The organism is Bacteroides sp. 51, from assembly GCF_010500965.1.
GTDB lineage: Bacteria > Bacteroidota > Bacteroidia > Bacteroidales > Bacteroidaceae > Bacteroides.
Window position 1 is genome coordinate 29,250 of the sequence record NZ_QVMI01000002.1, and the last position, 16,630, is coordinate 45,879.

Annotated in this window: 19 protein-coding genes; 1 reads left to right on the forward strand and 18 read right to left on the reverse strand. The window is 37.8% G+C overall.

The window, feature by feature from the left end; all coding sequences use genetic code 11:
- Positions 1-26 precede the first annotated feature (26 nt).
- Positions 27-1,010 (reverse strand): phosphoadenosine phosphosulfate reductase family protein, encoded by a 984-nt coding sequence (locus tag D0T87_RS02020; RefSeq protein WP_163172370.1) that lies wholly within the window; start codon positions 1,008-1,010, stop codon positions 27-29.
- Between the two features lie 82 nt (positions 1,011-1,092).
- Between D0T87_RS02020 and D0T87_RS02025 the strand changes: the two genes are divergently transcribed.
- Complete coding sequence (locus D0T87_RS02025; protein WP_163172372.1) at positions 1,093-2,496, forward strand: P-loop NTPase fold protein; 1,404 nt, start codon at positions 1,093-1,095, stop codon at positions 2,494-2,496.
- 82 nt (positions 2,497-2,578) lie between these two features.
- Here D0T87_RS02025 and D0T87_RS02030 read toward each other — a convergent pair whose 3' ends face one another.
- The 17 genes from D0T87_RS02030 to D0T87_RS02110 all read right to left on the reverse strand — a co-directional run bounded on the left by D0T87_RS02030 (position 2,579) and on the right by D0T87_RS02110 (position 16,605).
- On the reverse strand, positions 2,579-3,262 hold the full coding sequence (locus D0T87_RS02030) for a DUF4276 family protein (RefSeq protein WP_163172374.1): 684 nt from the start codon (positions 3,260-3,262) through the stop codon (positions 2,579-2,581).
- Positions 3,259-4,344, reverse strand: coding sequence for an AAA family ATPase (locus D0T87_RS02035; protein WP_163172376.1), 1,086 nt, complete (start codon positions 4,342-4,344; stop codon positions 3,259-3,261). The genes D0T87_RS02030 and D0T87_RS02035 overlap by 4 nt, the downstream gene beginning before the upstream one ends.
- Positions 4,345-4,514: 170 nt before the next feature.
- On the reverse strand, positions 4,515-6,347 hold the full coding sequence (locus D0T87_RS02040; RefSeq protein WP_163172378.1) for a hypothetical protein: 1,833 nt from the start codon (positions 6,345-6,347) through the stop codon (positions 4,515-4,517).
- A gap of 26 nt (positions 6,348-6,373) precedes the next feature.
- On the reverse strand, positions 6,374-9,505 hold the full coding sequence (locus D0T87_RS02045; RefSeq protein WP_163172379.1) for an N-6 DNA methylase: 3,132 nt from the start codon (positions 9,503-9,505) through the stop codon (positions 6,374-6,376).
- Between the two features lie 4 nt (positions 9,506-9,509).
- Positions 9,510-10,124: a hypothetical protein gene (locus D0T87_RS02050; RefSeq protein ID WP_163172381.1), complete on the reverse strand. Its 615-nt coding sequence runs from the start codon at positions 10,122-10,124 to the stop codon at positions 9,510-9,512.
- Positions 10,125-10,244: 120 nt separating this feature from the next.
- Positions 10,245-10,832, reverse strand: a complete 588-nt coding sequence (locus D0T87_RS02055; protein ID WP_163172383.1) for a tyrosine-type recombinase/integrase — start codon at positions 10,830-10,832, stop codon at positions 10,245-10,247.
- A 64-nt stretch (positions 10,833-10,896) separates the two neighbouring features.
- Positions 10,897-11,277, reverse strand: a complete 381-nt coding sequence (locus D0T87_RS02060) for a hypothetical protein (RefSeq protein ID WP_163172385.1) — start codon at positions 11,275-11,277, stop codon at positions 10,897-10,899.
- 4 nt (positions 11,278-11,281) lie between these two features.
- Complete coding sequence (locus D0T87_RS02065; protein WP_163172386.1) at positions 11,282-11,641, reverse strand: YopX family protein; 360 nt, start codon at positions 11,639-11,641, stop codon at positions 11,282-11,284.
- Entirely contained in the window at positions 11,634-12,272 is a 639-nt protein-coding gene (locus D0T87_RS02070; protein WP_163172387.1) for a hypothetical protein, read from the reverse strand. Before D0T87_RS02070 ends, D0T87_RS02065 begins: the two co-directional genes overlap by 8 nt.
- Positions 12,273-12,278: 6 nt before the next feature.
- Positions 12,279-12,788: a hypothetical protein gene (locus tag D0T87_RS02075; protein ID WP_163172388.1), complete on the reverse strand. Its 510-nt coding sequence runs from the start codon at positions 12,786-12,788 to the stop codon at positions 12,279-12,281.
- Positions 12,785-13,279 carry a hypothetical protein gene (locus tag D0T87_RS02080; protein WP_163172389.1) on the reverse strand — a complete coding sequence of 165 codons (495 nt, stop codon included), beginning with the start codon at positions 13,277-13,279 and terminating at the stop codon, positions 12,785-12,787. The genes D0T87_RS02075 and D0T87_RS02080 overlap by 4 nt, the downstream gene beginning before the upstream one ends.
- A 35-nt stretch (positions 13,280-13,314) precedes the next feature.
- Entirely contained in the window at positions 13,315-13,755 is a 441-nt protein-coding gene (locus D0T87_RS02085; RefSeq protein WP_163172390.1) for a hypothetical protein, read from the reverse strand.
- Between the two features lie 12 nt (positions 13,756-13,767).
- Positions 13,768-14,097 (reverse strand): hypothetical protein, encoded by a 330-nt coding sequence (locus D0T87_RS02090; RefSeq protein ID WP_163172391.1) that lies wholly within the window; start codon positions 14,095-14,097, stop codon positions 13,768-13,770.
- A gap of 11 nt (positions 14,098-14,108) precedes the next feature.
- Positions 14,109-14,558, reverse strand: a complete 450-nt coding sequence (locus tag D0T87_RS02095; RefSeq protein ID WP_163172392.1) for a hypothetical protein — start codon at positions 14,556-14,558, stop codon at positions 14,109-14,111.
- 1 nt (position 14,559) lies between these two features.
- Complete coding sequence (locus D0T87_RS02100; RefSeq protein WP_163172393.1) at positions 14,560-15,288, reverse strand: hypothetical protein; 729 nt, start codon at positions 15,286-15,288, stop codon at positions 14,560-14,562.
- A 63-nt stretch (positions 15,289-15,351) separates the two neighbouring features.
- Positions 15,352-16,323 carry a hypothetical protein gene (locus D0T87_RS02105; RefSeq protein WP_163172395.1) on the reverse strand — a complete coding sequence of 324 codons (972 nt, stop codon included), beginning with the start codon at positions 16,321-16,323 and terminating at the stop codon, positions 15,352-15,354.
- 12 nt (positions 16,324-16,335) lie between these two features.
- The gene (locus D0T87_RS02110) at positions 16,336-16,605 is read right to left on the reverse strand and encodes a hypothetical protein (protein WP_163172396.1); all 270 of its coding nucleotides are present in this window, start codon (positions 16,603-16,605) and stop codon (positions 16,336-16,338) included.
- Positions 16,606-16,630: the final 25 nt, after the last annotated feature.

Here is a 16,630-nt window from a genome sequence, read left to right on the forward strand (position 1 = left end):
TGGAGGAAGAGGCTAAATGTTTGTTCTTAGGTGCTTCCACAGTTCTCGCCAAATGCTCCAGCTGGTAAAAACCATTCTTCATCATCTAACATTATAATTGAGAGAGTGTATATGTGGCTTAATGCAATTCTTGCCAATTTTGTTGTAATATCAGAATATATAGTTCCAGATTGAATCAAGGTTGTAAGGTCGCATTTTCGATTAATGGTGCAACCAAACTCTTTTTCAAGTCTGATTATATCTTTGATTTGTTCTGGGCTTATATAAGCAGCACTGGCAAATTGATTTCTTCCACTAAATATACAAAACTTGCATGAACAGCGATTCCAACCCATATAATAACATGGATGCACACGAATGCGATGTCGCTTTATTATATCCCAAATTTGTTGTTCTTTCCAATCTCTTATAGGACGTAATCTGTCTACATGTCTCTTCTTATTGCTATTGCGTGCGTCGGATTTATCCGCTTCGAAGATTTTGTATTTGGCTCGTTGTGGTGATTCCTCACCTCTTTCACCTGATATAACTAATGTTCGCTGGTTGTTGAATCTTTCTTGGTTGCGAATTGATGTGGCACAAACATCAATTTTTAAATAGGAGCTACACCATCTGACTTTTAAATCCGGTGACTGTTGTGGGAATTTCAGTCGAGTGGATAATTTTCCTCTTGTTCCTCCTACTTCATTAATGCCTCCTTCAGATGCTTCAAAGCAAATTGGAGCAGTTAGGCTGTTATTGCGTAATAATTCTCTTTTGAATCCGCCACTCTTCCACTGGAAGTATATCTTAACCCCAAACGCTTCAGCAAATTTTCTACAATAATCCGGTGTTACTTCCCAGTCAAAGAACTGACCATTGTCTCCATCTATGTTTTGATGCCATAACTCAATTTTATGGAGTGGAACTCCTTGTTCTAATAACCAAAGAAAACAGGCGGTAGAATCTTTGCCGCCTGAAAATGATATGATATAGGTATCATAGTTGTGGATATTCAATAAACTGTTCATAATTATTGTTTTGAGAATTCTTTAAGAAGTCTGTTTTTCTTTTTATTTTTGAATATTTAATCTTTAATGTATTTTAGACCAAATGAAAATTAAGCATTCTGATATTCTCATTAATGAAGAAGATCCTTTTCTAAATTGTAAGTTAAACAGAAAAGCATGCGCTACTATTCTAACGAACATAGTAAGAACCTATTCAGATGGTTTCGTTATGGCAATAGACAATGAGTGGGGGACAGGAAAGACTACGTTTGTCAAAATGTGGAAACAGCATCTCGAAAATAACAATTTTAATACAATATATTTTAATGCTTGGGAAAACGATTTTGATACCAATCCTTTAGTTGCTATTATGTCTGAATTGAACTGTTTTACAAACTCTTCAAATGGTTCGATATTTAAATCTATGATTGAAAAAGGTGCTATCCTGTCAAAGAATATGCTTCCGGCTTTGATCAAAGGAATTGCAAAGAAGTATATTGATACAGAAATTCTTGTCGATGCAATTGAAAATGCAACAAAGGGTGCTACCGAAATTTTAGAAGAAGAGATTAAAGAATACTCCAGTAAAAAGCAAACGATAAAAGATTTTAAAAATGAGTTAGAACGATTTGTGAAAACCGTTAGAGGCAATAAGCCAATAGTCTTTATCATAGACGAATTGGATAGATGTAGACCTAATTATGCTGTTGAAGTTCTGGAACAAATGAAGCACTTTTTCTCTGTGGATGGAATTGTTTTTGCCCTATCTATTGACAAAATTCAATTGTGTCATGCGATTGAAGGCGTATATGGTAGTGAACATATCAATGCAAATGAATATCTAAGGCGATTTATTGATCTGGAATATTCTCTACCTGTTCCTGATACAAAAGATTTTTGTAACTATCTATATGATTATTACGAATATGATGATTTTTTTAAATCAAATGAGCGCATAAGAGTATCAGAATTAGCCGATGATAAAGAACGCTTATTAGGGATGGCCGAAACTATATTAAGAGGAACAACACTAAGACAACAAGAAAAGATTTTTGGACATGCCAGATTAGTCGTTAACTTCTTTCCCAAGGGTCATTATTTATTTCCACATTTGCTATTTTTTCTCATCTATGCAAAGACATTAAAGTCTGGATTCTTTGAAAGAATAGCGTCTTATACTATTTCCTTACAAGAATTGGTCAACGAGTTTGAAGATATTTTTCAAGATAAAGTGTCCCCCTCATGTAGCGTTAATTTTTCATATGTAGAGGCACTTTTGCTTTATTTTTATAATAACCAACGGAATAATTATAAAACGAATGAGTTGTATAAAGTAGACGATAATGGCAAGCTGGAAGTTTTAGTGATTTCTCGATTTAGCAATAGTGGAAATAGGCCTCTAAATAGTTATATTTCCAAAATAATAAATTCAGGTGAGTTTGATGATATAAAGTTGAATTATTTGATTGAAAAAATAAATCTTGTTAGTCTTTTTGTTCTTAGTTGATTTATTATTGGTATTGCGACTTTGAGAGAATAACACAGTTGTGTGTGAAAGATTGGATAAGGGGGGGGCTAAATGCCCCCCTTTATGTGCATTGAGAAATCAATAGGTCTATCCATCTTTTAAAGCGAGGGCATTTCTCAAGTATTTTTTCTATAGTAGTAAGTTCCGCAATATCTACTGCATCTGCTGCTTTATTATATTTTCTCTTATACTTTGCGTATATATCACCTAAACGTACAGAGGGAGCGCCTTGTGGCGTACTGTTAATATCTTCGATTGACGAAAACTGTTTACATAGTTCAACTACATCTTGCTTTATTCGCTCATCCTCCAAGTCAAAACCTTCAGTAGGCTCTGCAAAAAGAAGTGTTTCAAACTCATGTCGTTGAATGTAAGGAATAAAAAAACGGTAAGGTATTATTGACTGTACGGCCTCTTGCAGCTTCTCTTCCATTTTTGTCAATTTTCGCTCTATGTTGGTTTCCTTTACACACTCTGCATATCCGGGTAGTTTCTTTTCACTATTTAGCCGGTAATGATCGATAAAGGAAGTAACAATAGGATGATCCTTACGATGAAGAACCGGTTTAATGGTATTTTTGAAGTGTTCAATACTATTAAACCCATGTCCTCCTCCGCTCATTGTTATCATTATAGACTTTATATGATGATCGGGAATACCTTGAGATATTAAATATGGGCGTAAAATTCTATTAACAAACTCATTTTCGCTCTCGCCTTCTACAATAAATACAAGCTTTTTCATGGTCTGCCTCCGATCACGTTCTTATTCCATAAATCGCTGATAGTATAATTATCGAGCCATTCTTTAAGTTCCTCTGAATTCAGACGTTTAAAGATGGACTGTTGCTCTTCCCTGTCGACTGTTACAATATCCTCTGGTTCAAAGTTATCAACCAGATTGACTGATTGAGTAGATACGATAACTTGAGTTTTAATCGATGCCTTCTTCATTAATCCTGCCAGTTTATTGATAGCAAAAGGGTGTAATCCTAACTCGGGCTCATCAATAATAATAACCTGAGGTGCCTCTGGCTGCAAGAGTAAGGTCGTAAGAGCAATAAAACGTATGGTCCCATCCGATAAATGTTTCGCGTCGAAATAAGCATCCGAGTTTTTTTCTTTCCATCTCAAGCGAATCTGATTATCATTTAACCGATCGGGTGCAAGGTTAAATCTATCAAAATAAGGAGCTATCGACCGAATCGTCATTTCTATTTTTCTAAATTCTTTTGGGAACTTTTCCTGCATCCAGTACAAGAATGCAGGTAAGTTTGCTCCATCCTCTCTCAAGAATTCGTTATCATTGATTAAAGCAGCCTTTCGTAAGCTAGAAGTTTTGCCAGTATCATGAAAATGAAAGACGCGAAAGGATTGCATAAAATCATTCATGAAGCTAAATCGGCCATAGAATTTCATCCTTAGTTCACTTTCTGTTGCATTTTCACTTAGTTTTCGATGATCCCATCCTAAACTTTGGTGTCCATATTTTGCTCGGTTAAACTGAACATCTTCATATTCAATAAATAAACTATTGTTTGAGTTAGGGTTCAGTTTGATTGCATATTTATTTATTTCATTAAATTCTAGGCAACCATAAATAAAGTCCGACATTTTAGTCCCGAAGTACAATAAATCATCGCTACTGCCTTCCATTGCAACATACTGCTGTAGATGTCCATCATAGATATTCTTTAAGAGTTTAAAGAAACTGATAAAATTACTTTTACCCGCACCATTTGAGCCTATCAGCATGTTAATAGGCTTCATCTCTAAACTAAGCGAATGAATGGATTTATAGTTCTCTATTTGTATATTGTTTATCATAAAACGATGAAGTTGTTTATTACAGATCGTTTGATATTTATGCAAAAGTAGTAATTATTGTGATTAATGTTTTATGAATGGCTTTTATATTTTATATTATCAAAACCAAATTGATAAGAATGCATCATTAATTTCATCCTATGTAAGTTCACTGTTATCAACATGTTACTTTATACAGCTTCTTGTCTTACTATTAGATTTTCTTTCATTGAATCAACTGTTGCTGTTTCATGTATCTTCAGTTGTTTCCGAAGCATATAAGACATTTGTTCCTTTAGTCCTGAAAGCGATTCGGCCTCATACTCATGGTCATTGCTTTCAGCTGTGAATAATACGTTTATTCCCAATAGCGAATGAGCATAGATTTTTGTTCCTTCTATTGTTTCGATTTGTTTCACATCCAGGTATGGATTGATTTGCTTTCCTTTTAATCCTTTACCTGGAACTGGTTTTTCAAACTGAGGATCACTATCAGCTATCATCTTCTCGAACCAGGTCTTATGGAATGTACCCACCATACGGCTAAATACAATGGTTGGTTTCAGCGACATTGGCGAACGACGTGTCATGATCAAACGATTCATCTCATTGCGTCCGTCTTTATCTACAAAGAAACCAATATAACAATTACCGATCTCGCAGTAGGTATAGTTCCCTCTTTTCTCACGGACATTGTTATACGTCGTCTTTCCGGCAAAGAACTCTTTGGGCAATCCTGTCTCGAATACAAAGTCCTCAAAATAATGCTTCGGAATGTACTCCTCCAGTTTATGATTGCCATTCCAACTGTCAACTTCCTTATAGGCTTTAACAGCCATATTATAAGTAATCAGTTCCCCACGGACATACATTATTTTAGAAATGGATGCCTCTATAATGGTATTAACCAACTCTTGTGTTTGTAATTCCATCGGCATACACTTGAACCAGTAATAAGACTGGCAGTTCTCCATGCAGAAATCAATGAAACTCTGTGTCCAGATATGTGGAGGAAACTGTGGGCATTCATACTCCTGTTTAACCGCGATGGCACGGCAGATATCATCATCAAACTTGTTTATATCAAATTTGCGATAGATTTGTTTAACGTTATGGCCTGACTTTTCATGTTGCAACGCCAGGATAAGCCTTTTCTTTTTCCAGAACTTCTGAGGCAGTTCACCCATTTTACCCGGATCACGGGTTACAATGATATCAGCAACAGTATTGTCCATAATTTCAAATAAAGGCTCTTTTAATTGTTTGTCTTTATCGAAGAAGTCATATATGCTATTCTTCTCTGAAAGCAATGCTGCTTTAAATATGTCATAATCCAACTTATTCTTAGGTACAGCATGTATATTCTTCCTGGCAACCTCCATATAATAGTCTTTCTTCTTATATTTCGTAGGCATAAGAAAGTCGATGTGTTTCACTTCCATATTTGTACTGAACAAGGAAAAATAGAAAGCTTTTGTTTTTAGTGCTCCCGGAACGTATGCAAGTAGTATCTGAATGAGTTTCATTTCTAGCTTCTTATCGGATGTTCCGGAGGAGTAAGAGAATCTTCCATTATACCGGGATGAACTATTACTTGCGGATGAATAAATGGATTTTATTCCGGCTAAGGCTAGTTCTGTATTCCAATTGGTCTCTGGCACCAATGGCAAATAATGCAAATGCTTATGTGCAGAACCCATGATTTCTCCCAACATGTGTACCGATCGTTTTTCTACCGGTACCTTGAAATAGTTATTCAGCGACTTACTGACGGCTACATCACATACCTTCTGTGTACGTGCATTTTCCGGAATGGAAGCCAGATCGAATGTATTAAAACTATAATGTTGTTTGGAATGGTCGAGGATATAATTGATATTCTCATCAGTCATGTACTGCGCAGGCAGAATATTCAATAACTTGATGTTTGCTTCTTTGATAGCGGCCTGATAGATTTCCGGTGTAATTAGTTCGTCCGGGAGACTATTTATGGCATCGTATATGTTTATATGCTTTTTATTCATGTTGTAAATTTATTAGTTGATTAATGTTATGCTACAATTTGTTGGCCCCAACTGATGTGGAACCTACCGTCTTTATCCTTTGTACGGGTAAACAGACTATCAATCACGGAAGTGGATACGCCGAACTCATCGAAAATGGCTGATTCTTCTGTTACCTCTCCTGTCTGGATAAAATCATTGAGTCTTTCTTTAGTCAGGATTAGTGCCATAATATTCTGCTCAATGGAGTCTGAGTAATTGACGAAGTGTACATTAGTATGGCTTTCAGAGTCAAAACGAATAAACCGGAAGTAGAACTGTTCCATACGAGGGATATTCCATTGCAATGATTCCAGAATGACTTCATTACATTCAGGGATATTAACCGAACTCTTCAAGCTTTGTTGCATACAGATCAAGATGCCATCTTTTGTGCCCTGAAAATCCTGTAATAGTCTTTTTCTCTTTGCAAATGCAATCTCACCTTTGATAATAAACAATGGCCGGTCCGGAAAAACTTTTCTCATGTGTCCTTCGTAAAACTCAAGCGCTTCCAGAGAGGTACAACCAATTGCTACTTTCTCTTTGATATTGTGTACCATAGTCTCAATATGTAGCACTTTCTGTGGCAACGAACTGCTATTGTACCCCGGCATAAGGCTGGGGACAGAACATGCTTTGATGAGTAACTGTATCTGGCGAATAATGGCCAGTGAATTATCTTTCTTCTGGTCGCCCGTACTATTGAAATACATATCGACAATGGAGAAGAACTCTTTAACGACTTTCTCGTAAACACCAAACTCACCTGTTGATGGTGCAACGGTTTGTGTATGTATGGTGTATTTCTCACCGGCAAATTCTTTGAACTTCCGGGTAATAATAGATTTACCAACAATTTCCCACAGGCTACTCTTGTTGTACACATCCTGGTTTTGCTTTTCAATGCCAAATACCGAAGCCTTTCCAGGATTAAAGCAAGACTTGAACAACGTAGCACCACGTCTTGGCGGAAAAGGTTTCCGGTAATATGGGTTTGCCCGTGATTGTATCTCTCTCTTATCATCCTCATAATAGATTTCCGGGCAGTGGCACATAAAGTTAACAGAGCTGTTGTATAAGAGTTGGAACTGTGAGAATAACTCACTGATGTAATTACGAGTAGTAGTCCCTGTTCCAAGCATCTTGTATTTTACCCGACGGAAACATTTCAAAGTTCGTTTGGTACGCAGGCTGACTTCACTGGTAAGTTCGTCGGATTCATCAAAGAGCAAACAGACTTTCTGTGATTTCTTTTTCAGATACAATCTAAGCGTATTATCAATTTTTCCCAGCATGGATACCGATAGAATGACAAACTGACCTTCCTGAATACTATCAAAGTGTTCGGGTTTGGATACTGTGATAAACTTCTCGTTATTGTATCGTAAAAAATGCCCCCAAGTCATGTGTATGGCAATGGATGGTGCCAGGATAAAAACATTCTTCACTCGCCGGTTATCCATGTGATATTTACCGAAATGATAAAGGACAGCGGTCTTACCGGAGCCCTGCTGCCAGTTTAAAAGCGAGTAATGTTTTTGATACAGGAGCCCCATATCATGTTTCTGTGGCTCATTGAACCTGCAAACAGTTTGTTTCATCCCCACAAAAGTGAGATTATTGATATAACTATCCAGTTCCTCTTTCCGCTCCATGTCTTTCCACTGGGCGTTTTCACGCTGGAATTCTCTTTTCTTTCTGGCTATATTCTTTCCAGCTATGTGATATTGCCTTTGCAATTCCGGAGTCATTTTATTGGGGTAAGGAAGTTCTGCTCCATTGGCGATAATGTCGTATAATGGAACATATTTATCTGTATTCCTTTCAGAGTATGGATTAGCCAGGTTCTTTAATTTATAACCATATGGAGTTCTTCGCAGAGCATATTTTTTCTCAGGCTTGATGTTTTGCCGTTTTATAATACGTTGCAAACGGTTCAGGACTTGTGTTGGGGTTATCTTTTCGTATTTTTCCCATTTGTCTCGTACTTCCTTCGAACAGTTGGTTGGCGGTTGTTGATTCCGGAATTTTGCTACAAAGGCAATGGCTTTCGGATATTGTTTTTGTAGGTGTTTGTGTGTTTTAAGTTCGTACAGGTACTTCTCCAACAAATATTCAAAGGAACGACTTCCTTCATGGCATGACATATTTTTAAACATGAGGTTTAGCTGAACATCTTTCTGCGATACCTTTAACGCCTTGCCCTTTAATTTGGTGTCTTTGGATTCTTTATATTTCTTCAGGCGGCTCTCGACATTGCCTTCAGCAACCCTGTTTCTTTCCTGAAGGAGTTTAAGTCTCAATCGCTTCTTTTCCACATTTATATCAGCAAGTCTTGTTTTCAAACCCTCCAATGAAACAAAGTCCTCAGGATTATATGGATTCATCTCCATGGATTCAGTTCTGGAAAGGAAAGCCATAATTTTAGTCTCATAGTTATCTACCCCTACAGCGCTGAAAGTATCGGCATCTAATTTGGTTTGTCCGATGAAACTGAAGTCGCGGTTTATCATGTTGATATACATTCTATCAGTTGATGCATTTTGCAGGTAAGAGTATGGCATCACTAGCAGCATGAGCCCACCCGGGTTCAGGAGCCAGTATGCTTTATGGGTAAAGAAATGTTGGGATTTGACTTCTTCTATGGTTAGGTTAAAGGGAGGGTTGCCCAGAATAAGATCAAACTTCATTTTGGGATCATAATACGTCAAGTCATCTACCGAGATATTGGCATCCGGATACAATCGTTTAGCAATCTTTACTGCATTCTCATCTATGTCGAATCCATAGGCATTGTATTCATTGGGAAGATGATTAAAGAAGTTTCCCATTCCACAACACATATCTAGTACCATATCAGCAGGTGTCGGAGCGGCTAGTTCTACCATTGTCCGACAAATCCCATGAGGTGTGAAGAACTGCCCCATTTCGATACTCTTTTTGGCTTCGGAATATTCGTGGTAGTTTTCAAAATCATTAGCGTTGAGGACATGCAAACCACCAATACCAGTATAATAATTATAGATATCGATGTTGCTAAAGTCTTTCTTTCCCCTGAGAACTGACATGAGTATCTTCTCATTCAAAGCAGCACGCTGACTTTGTGGGATTCGGTTGGCTATAATGGGATACTTCATTTTTTTAAGATGCTTTATTTGTGTTTGGATGAATAATGGTAAGCAGTTTTTCTCCCCGGAAAATGTAATAAGGTTTATTACTTTCATCGGCACTTAGTCGTACTTCTTGCCAGGTATAAAAATCCTTTCCGCTTAACCTATTATAGTCTTGATCGAGGCAATATTCATATACTGAAAGCCCTTCCATGCGAGTGCCCTTTTTCAGGACAGAGGCATCAATGGTCCGGATATTCTCTTTATGTCCACCCATAAGGATATGCCACTCATTTTCATCGAAAAGAAAACAACAGTTTAAGCCATAGTGACAATCTCTATCGAGCTTCTTTACAAAGTTCTCTTCTGTATCTGTATAGCAGAATCCATGCTTCCCGGGACTTAGTTTCCTGTCACGGATGATTGCTTCACAATTCACCAGGTCCTCACTTCCTTTTGATTTATTGTAAGGTGATGGACCCAGCCAGTGAAGATTACCAAGGTCAATAAGTGTTTTCACTTTTTCAGGCGACTTATAAAAGTTTCTGAGGATAGATACAACCTTGTCGAATTTGTGTCCATATTCTGTTGATACGGAAATATAACGGATTCCGTCTTCTTGTTTTATTCCGATTAATAGACTCATATTAATATGTTTTAGGGTAATACAAAGTGATAGCAGATAACCGGTGACAGGACAAACTGATACCAACCGGCTATCTGTTAAGAATAGGGTGAATAAGAGAGTAAAGGGGATGAAAATGAATTAAAAATGGACGAGATTATACACACTTTGAATTTCTTCTTGTGTGATGCCAATGTAGGTTTTTGTGGTCTGTATACTGGAATGTTTAAATATACTATTCAATAAGACAAGTGCCTCTGCAGAACGTCCAGAACTCTCATATACCATTCTGCCAAATGTTTTCCGGAAAGTATGGGTCGAGAAATTCTTAATATTCAATCGGTACTTTACCCGGAATTGCTTGAGCTTCTCATTCACCGTTTGAATGGTATACCGTTTTCTGGTTTTGGGATTGTAGATAATAGGTTGATGAGGATTAGGGGATCCCATCAGAAGATACAAGTCCTTTATCTTGTTACGGACGGATCCATTCATATTTATTTCCCGGATTTTACCGGTCTTGATTTCTACAATAGTGAGTTCATTCTTATCCAGAATACTTTCCCAGTTGAGTTGCAGAACATCGGACGCTCTTAGACCACAGCAAAAAGCCATGCGACAAAAGAGCTCCCAAGTGTATTGCCCGTCATCATGAAGGGCAGTCGCGAATTGATTGAACTGATCGACAGTCAGATAATCTGCGGTGGTTAGTTTGCCTTTTTGTGCCATACAATTATTGGTATAAGAAAGGCAGACTATTGTGCCTGCCTATGATGATGAATTATGATTGTTGTTAGTGGAATTGGTAACCTGTAATCACGGATATAAACGGTTCGCTCATTTGAAGTTTATGCTTCTTCAGTAATGTAGAAAGCTTTTTCTGAGCTTCCATGTGTTTGTTATAGTCCCATTCTAATGAAAGCTGGGCACGTACTTTGATGTACTCGTTGCATGCCGTTTGGATTATGTGGATAACGGACTTCTCCATCTTCAGAATGCCCTGATACTCTCTTTGCATCGCAATAGAACGACTCTCCAGTGTGCGTTTGGTAAACGATCGGGTTCGATTGGCAGAATTGATTCGGTTGCGAATTTCTTCCTCCAGTCCGAAAGGGATGCTGTGGCGCTCGGCCAACTCGTCATAACTTACTTTGTAGGGTTTATCTTTCTTCATAATGTTATGTTATTATTGTTTTTATTACTTCGGGGTCGTCGTGGATATTTCCAAGCACAGACATATAGCTTCCAATAGCTAAACTTGTCTTGGTTAAACTCAATCCGGCATTCTTCCACTGAACTATATCTGCTCTTTCATTACCACCTCCATCTACCCAAGCAACAATGTCGCCTTCGTAGATTCCTTTTCCATTCTTATCATTTATGCCCGAATATTGGCCAACTGTTTTGGGATCGACTTCTTCATAGCCGATTAGGACTGTTCCGCTTATTGACACATCAATGGAAGTGCAATTTCTCCATTCACCGGTGCCGATCTGTTTTCCTCTAAAGCGAATCTCTCTTTCCATTTTATTACTCATGATTTGTTCCTCCTTTTAGTGTTTCACAAAATACAGACCATACCTCATCCATGTCCATTATACGTTTATTACCGACCAACTGCCAGGACACATCCTGATATTTCTTATCCAAAAAGTATCTTTCAATCCGCCCACCTCCAGTTATATATATGGCGACAGACTCAGCGACTTCATTCAAGGATTGATGGGTGTATGATTGTTTATATTGCGCGATGAAATCTGAATCAGTTATCATCCTTTCTACAAGTTGCTTGTGAATGGTTTGCGTTTCTTCTTCTGTACATCGCCACTCCGAGACCAGCGACATTAATTCCGATTTAATGCTTTCGGTGAGGGCGCTAATACTTATCGCTTGCTGAATACCGTATTTATAGTAAACTACGCCAAGGTGTTCTGCAAAAAACTCGCATTGCTCTTCAATCAGTTTTGTAATCTTGTCTGGCTCTTCATCAGCGAACATACTTGCCTTCAATAGGTCTTCAATTGTTCTATCGAATGGGCCAAAATCGAAACAACTGGTTTTCATTTCACCGATTAGATAAATTCCATTATCCATGCAGAAGTCGCTTGTCGGTACTTCATAATACCGTTCGAATTCACCGGGGCTGGGTAGATGCAGTTTTATTTCCATATCATTTTATGAATTGGTTCGTTCTCTCTCTTCTGTAAGGTCAATGTCATTCAAGGCGCTGACAGCCCCCTCAATCAACTCCATCGCCTCTTCCAGCTTGCCCATGTGTTCGATGGAGAAATCGTGTTTGTCGTACACTTCAGTTCTGAGCACTGTGGGTAGGTCTGTGAGTTGACAGATGGTAGTGTCGAGGGTTTTAAGCGGATTATCTTCCGGCGTCGGCAAGTTCTCGTTCGGAATCTCATTACCGGTGTATGGATTGTATGCCGGAATATACGCCAAAGGTTCTGACTCAATAGCAAAAAGCCCTTGGTCTATTGAGTATAGTAATTCTAATTGGATGGGTGAATTTGCAATTATATTTTCGGCCTCTTCGCGACTCAGTCCATTGGCATCCATAAACTCTATAACTTTGCGATTAAAACAAATCGGGTATCTCTCCGGAGATAGAGTTATATCAATCATATCCCCTTCCTCTTCTTTGATAATAAGAGTGTTTTTATTGTTTTCTATCATACTTTATTCTCCCTAATTTTATATTTATTTATTTGCTCCAGAGCCATGTTACAGAATAGTTGCCCCTTATTACCACTATTCCGGAAGTAGTTAATCATATCCAGGAAGTTCTTGTTGAATGTTTTTTCCCATTTCCCATAAAAGTGCTTGCCGTCACATATCCCGAAGTATTTGACAAAGAGTTCTTCGGTAAGTGATTCATCCGGATAATGATTGTTGATCCAGAGAATTACATTCTCCATAACTCCAAAATTGAGTTCCAGAATTCGCCAGGTCCCAGCATAATGAGTATACATATTTCCCTCAATAATCTGTTTGCATTCATCGGAAGTAAATTCACCACTTCTGTAATCCTCGCAAATGGCATTAATGATCCAGTCTTGTACAGGGTCAGGAATTTCTGTAATTTCTCTTTCAGGGGCAACTGAGGTTAATGTTATTTCTACATTATGTCCGTAGTAGGATACAATATAAACTTTGGGTTTTATCATTTTGATTGTAATTTCATTAGTTGTTACTCGTTTTATTATGGCTTGGTTTTATTGGTATTCATTTTATCATAGAGGTGTTCGATATTCTTGCGCACTCTTTCCGGATGCATTAGTCCTTCAAACATACTGGTAAGTTCTTCATCCTTCATATTATCAATAGTATCTTTCAGGATATTAATACCAATCAGAAAATAAAGAGCAACTAACGGTCCCTCGGCAAGTAAATGTTTGATTCGGTCATCCAAACTATATTTATCAGGTAAGTCATGAGTCTCTTGGGCTACGATATAATCGTCCCAGCCATCGGATTCTTCCAAAGCTGCTATGTATGCGTCATATTCTTCTTTGGAGCCGAACTCTTTATCCAGTATAATACCACCGAGCTCATCCAATTTTCTTTTTGAAGGGATTCTTCCGGTTTCATTATAGTATCTGGTAGCATCGTCCCCCAGTATAATTGTTGCTTGTACTCTCATTTATTTTCTGAATTAAAGGTTTTTGTAATATGGTGTAGTTCCCGGAATGGCAAAATATTCGGCAAATTTATCAATCATACTAACGAAGGCTGCTCGTAGCTGAGTCAGGCTCTCTTCAAATAAACCTTCGTCGATCATGCAAATACCATCTCGCATATCTACAATCATCTCGTATAGGTCCATTCGGTTGAGGAGTAGATCGTTGATGTATTCCACACGTTTATCTTTCGGACACCTGAAAAAACAGATATACTCAAAAACGTATTTGATTTCGGATAGAGTAAAAATCCCATCTACATCTTTCAAGGATTCGATTTGGGTAATTATTTTCTTTTCAGTCATCTTGTCTGATTTCAGGTATTAGTTTTTGTTATTCTTAGCATATCCGGATCCACCAAATAACTATCGGTCTCACATTTCGGGCACCCCCAGAATCCGCCATCTTCATCACAGAATCGTTCCATGGTAATTTCATTCCCGGAAAGGATGAATTTCTTAGCACCAACTTGTGGACTCTCATCAATAAGAATGGTCCCACAGTTCGTACATTGACATAAATAGTCCCTTTCGGTAAAACTGGCACCCGATAACCATTCATTGGCTTTTAACTCTGATGCGAACTCTTCCACATTACAGTTTCCACCACTATTGTCGAATACAACAAAAAGTATATCTCCTTTATATATACCCTTGCAACGATATTTACTTTCGGCATAAATCTTGTAATTATCCTTGCCATTGCTTCTGTCAAGGAGAAATTCAAGCATCTTCTTGGCCTTATTTCCAATTAACGTTTTACTCATTTTAGCTGGGATTTAATATTTTCTCAGCTTTATGATAGATAGAATCGGCCTCATGGCCAATAATTTCCACCTCGCAATTATCGCAAGTCAATGTAATTTCGTTCTTCTCGTCATCTACTTTCTCATACTGAAAAACACCATGACCACAACAGGAACAAGTGTGGTATATATGTCCCTTATAATGGGCAATCTTCTTTCGGGTAAACTCATGAATAGCATTCAGATAATCGACTTCATGCCAATCTGTGTTTTTATGTAGCCTATCAAATTCGTCCGCCCATTCAATCGTTTTGGCAATGAGTGCTCTGGAATTGTTGTTGATAGTCACTTGTGATACGCCAAGCTCATAGCAGATGTCTGCAAGAACCTCTTTATAATCATACATGCTTATCGTCACATCAGAAACTTTGTCTGTTTCTGAAATGCAATCAATAATGTATCCTAATCCTTCGGTAAACACATCTTCGGGGCCAAAATCGACCTCATCATCATTATTTTTGTCGCGACCATATATTTCCAAGAATCCATTGACGATCTCGACTTTGTTGATAAATACATCTATCGGGTCAGGACTTATGCTGTTGGGGTTGACAGCGATGAGTGGCTTTTCATCATCATCGCCTCCTGCCCATTGGTAACAGCCACCATGGGCTTGTACGGCGAGAAATAACTCGTCGTATTCTTGTTTTTTAATTCTTTGATTGAGTTTGTAAAAATCGGTATGATTCATATCTGTCTTTTTATTTTTGTTTTATACTTTTGGAAGGTATGTGAGATTGTTCTATCATAAATATTATTCCCAGCGGAAAGCAGTTTCAACAATAACAATATTTTCAGTTCTATCCACATAATAGAAAATAGTCACATGGGCGTATTTACCTTCTTTACCAGCATCTAAATCTATCAATAGGGACAAATCAGCCTGCTTAAATCCTGATTCTGGATCATCACGATGTTCCATATCTTCATATGTAATAGACAATACCTTGAGTCCAATCTCCTCGACTCTGACTTTCAGTTCATCAAGATCCTTAAAGCGACAAAGCACTAACTGTTCGAAATCATAATTATATTCATGCTGAATTTCCATTTTTCTTGGTGGGACATGAACCCAATACGCAGGACATATAAATTCATTTAATCCTTTCTCGTCTGTAACCTCTTCCATAGAGTCATCCGATTTAACTTCGTCAAGTAAATCCTGAGAATCAGGCCACTGGCAAACGCGATAATATAAATCAGGATCAGGCTTTTTCTGAAATTGCAGAATGTATTCGTGTTCAGGAACATATCGTGCTCCATTGTCTTCTCTGATAAAGCTGGGATATCCAATCTCTTCTTCCTCAAAGTATGTCGAATCATCTGGATATTCAACCAATACAAATTGGTCTGACCATTCTGTTCCACACCCTTGACATACGTGCTCATTCGTCTCTATTTGGTAGTTGATATCATAGCATTCACAAATGGGACAGAATAATTTACTTTTGGGCACATTTAAACCGATGCTTGCAATGATTTCCAGACTCTGCCAGAACAACTGCTCCGTGTAATCCGATTCCAGACGGCTTGCAATCTCAGACATAGTCTCGTCGGATATTGATGAAATGTCGAAGCCCTTGCCTTTAAGGTCATCCCTATGCAAGCGGCTTATAATGTAAAACTCTAACTCTCCAGAGATTTCCTTTAGCAAGAATTGCTCTTGTCCTGTGAGTTCTGACTTGGATTTGAAGTAGTCTTGCAATTGTAATAATATTCTTCTCATTTATTATAAGGTTTAATCATTTTCAATAAATCTCTCAGGTATGGGTACATTAGTAGCCGCTTGGTAAAGCACTTCTTTGGCTGTAATCCGGTTCCGTTTGATCTTTCCACGATGACTGTTCAGTATTGACATAGATGCCTGAATAGTTAGACAGTTATCTATGCCTTCCAGATAGGCGATAATCTCTTGTGAAGTAAAACCATCCTTTTGCAACATTTTTGCCCAGATAGCAACTTCTTCAGTAGTCATTTGGTTGAATCCTAGAAAAATAGTCTTACTCATTATCTTCATTATCTTCTGAATTATA

Coding starts and splice junctions, on each gene's coding strand:
- D0T87_RS02020 (WP_163172370.1), bottom strand. CDS start 1,010: ATGAACAGTTTATTGAATATCCACAACTATGATACCTATATCATATCA.
- D0T87_RS02025 (WP_163172372.1), top strand. CDS start 1,093: ATGAAAATTAAGCATTCTGATATTCTCATTAATGAAGAAGATCCTTTT.
- D0T87_RS02030 (WP_163172374.1), bottom strand. CDS start 3,262: ATGAAAAAGCTTGTATTTATTGTAGAAGGCGAGAGCGAAAATGAGTTT.
- D0T87_RS02035 (WP_163172376.1), bottom strand. CDS start 4,344: ATGATAAACAATATACAAATAGAGAACTATAAATCCATTCATTCGCTT.
- D0T87_RS02040 (WP_163172378.1), bottom strand. CDS start 6,347: ATGAATAAAAAGCATATAAACATATACGATGCCATAAATAGTCTCCCG.
- D0T87_RS02045 (WP_163172379.1), bottom strand. CDS start 9,505: ATGAAGTATCCCATTATAGCCAACCGAATCCCACAAAGTCAGCGTGCT.
- D0T87_RS02050 (WP_163172381.1), bottom strand. CDS start 10,124: ATGAGTCTATTAATCGGAATAAAACAAGAAGACGGAATCCGTTATATT.
- D0T87_RS02055 (WP_163172383.1), bottom strand. CDS start 10,832: ATGGCACAAAAAGGCAAACTAACCACCGCAGATTATCTGACTGTCGAT.
- D0T87_RS02060 (WP_163172385.1), bottom strand. CDS start 11,277: ATGAAGAAAGATAAACCCTACAAAGTAAGTTATGACGAGTTGGCCGAG.
- D0T87_RS02065 (WP_163172386.1), bottom strand. CDS start 11,641: ATGAGTAATAAAATGGAAAGAGAGATTCGCTTTAGAGGAAAACAGATC.
- D0T87_RS02070 (WP_163172387.1), bottom strand. CDS start 12,272: ATGGAAATAAAACTGCATCTACCCAGCCCCGGTGAATTCGAACGGTAT.
- D0T87_RS02075 (WP_163172388.1), bottom strand. CDS start 12,788: ATGATAGAAAACAATAAAAACACTCTTATTATCAAAGAAGAGGAAGGG.
- D0T87_RS02080 (WP_163172389.1), bottom strand. CDS start 13,279: ATGATAAAACCCAAAGTTTATATTGTATCCTACTACGGACATAATGTA.
- D0T87_RS02085 (WP_163172390.1), bottom strand. CDS start 13,755: ATGAGAGTACAAGCAACAATTATACTGGGGGACGATGCTACCAGATAC.
- D0T87_RS02090 (WP_163172391.1), bottom strand. CDS start 14,097: ATGACTGAAAAGAAAATAATTACCCAAATCGAATCCTTGAAAGATGTA.
- D0T87_RS02095 (WP_163172392.1), bottom strand. CDS start 14,558: ATGAGTAAAACGTTAATTGGAAATAAGGCCAAGAAGATGCTTGAATTT.
- D0T87_RS02100 (WP_163172393.1), bottom strand. CDS start 15,288: ATGAATCATACCGATTTTTACAAACTCAATCAAAGAATTAAAAAACAA.
- D0T87_RS02105 (WP_163172395.1), bottom strand. CDS start 16,323: ATGAGAAGAATATTATTACAATTGCAAGACTACTTCAAATCCAAGTCA.
- D0T87_RS02110 (WP_163172396.1), bottom strand. CDS start 16,605: ATGAGTAAGACTATTTTTCTAGGATTCAACCAAATGACTACTGAAGAA.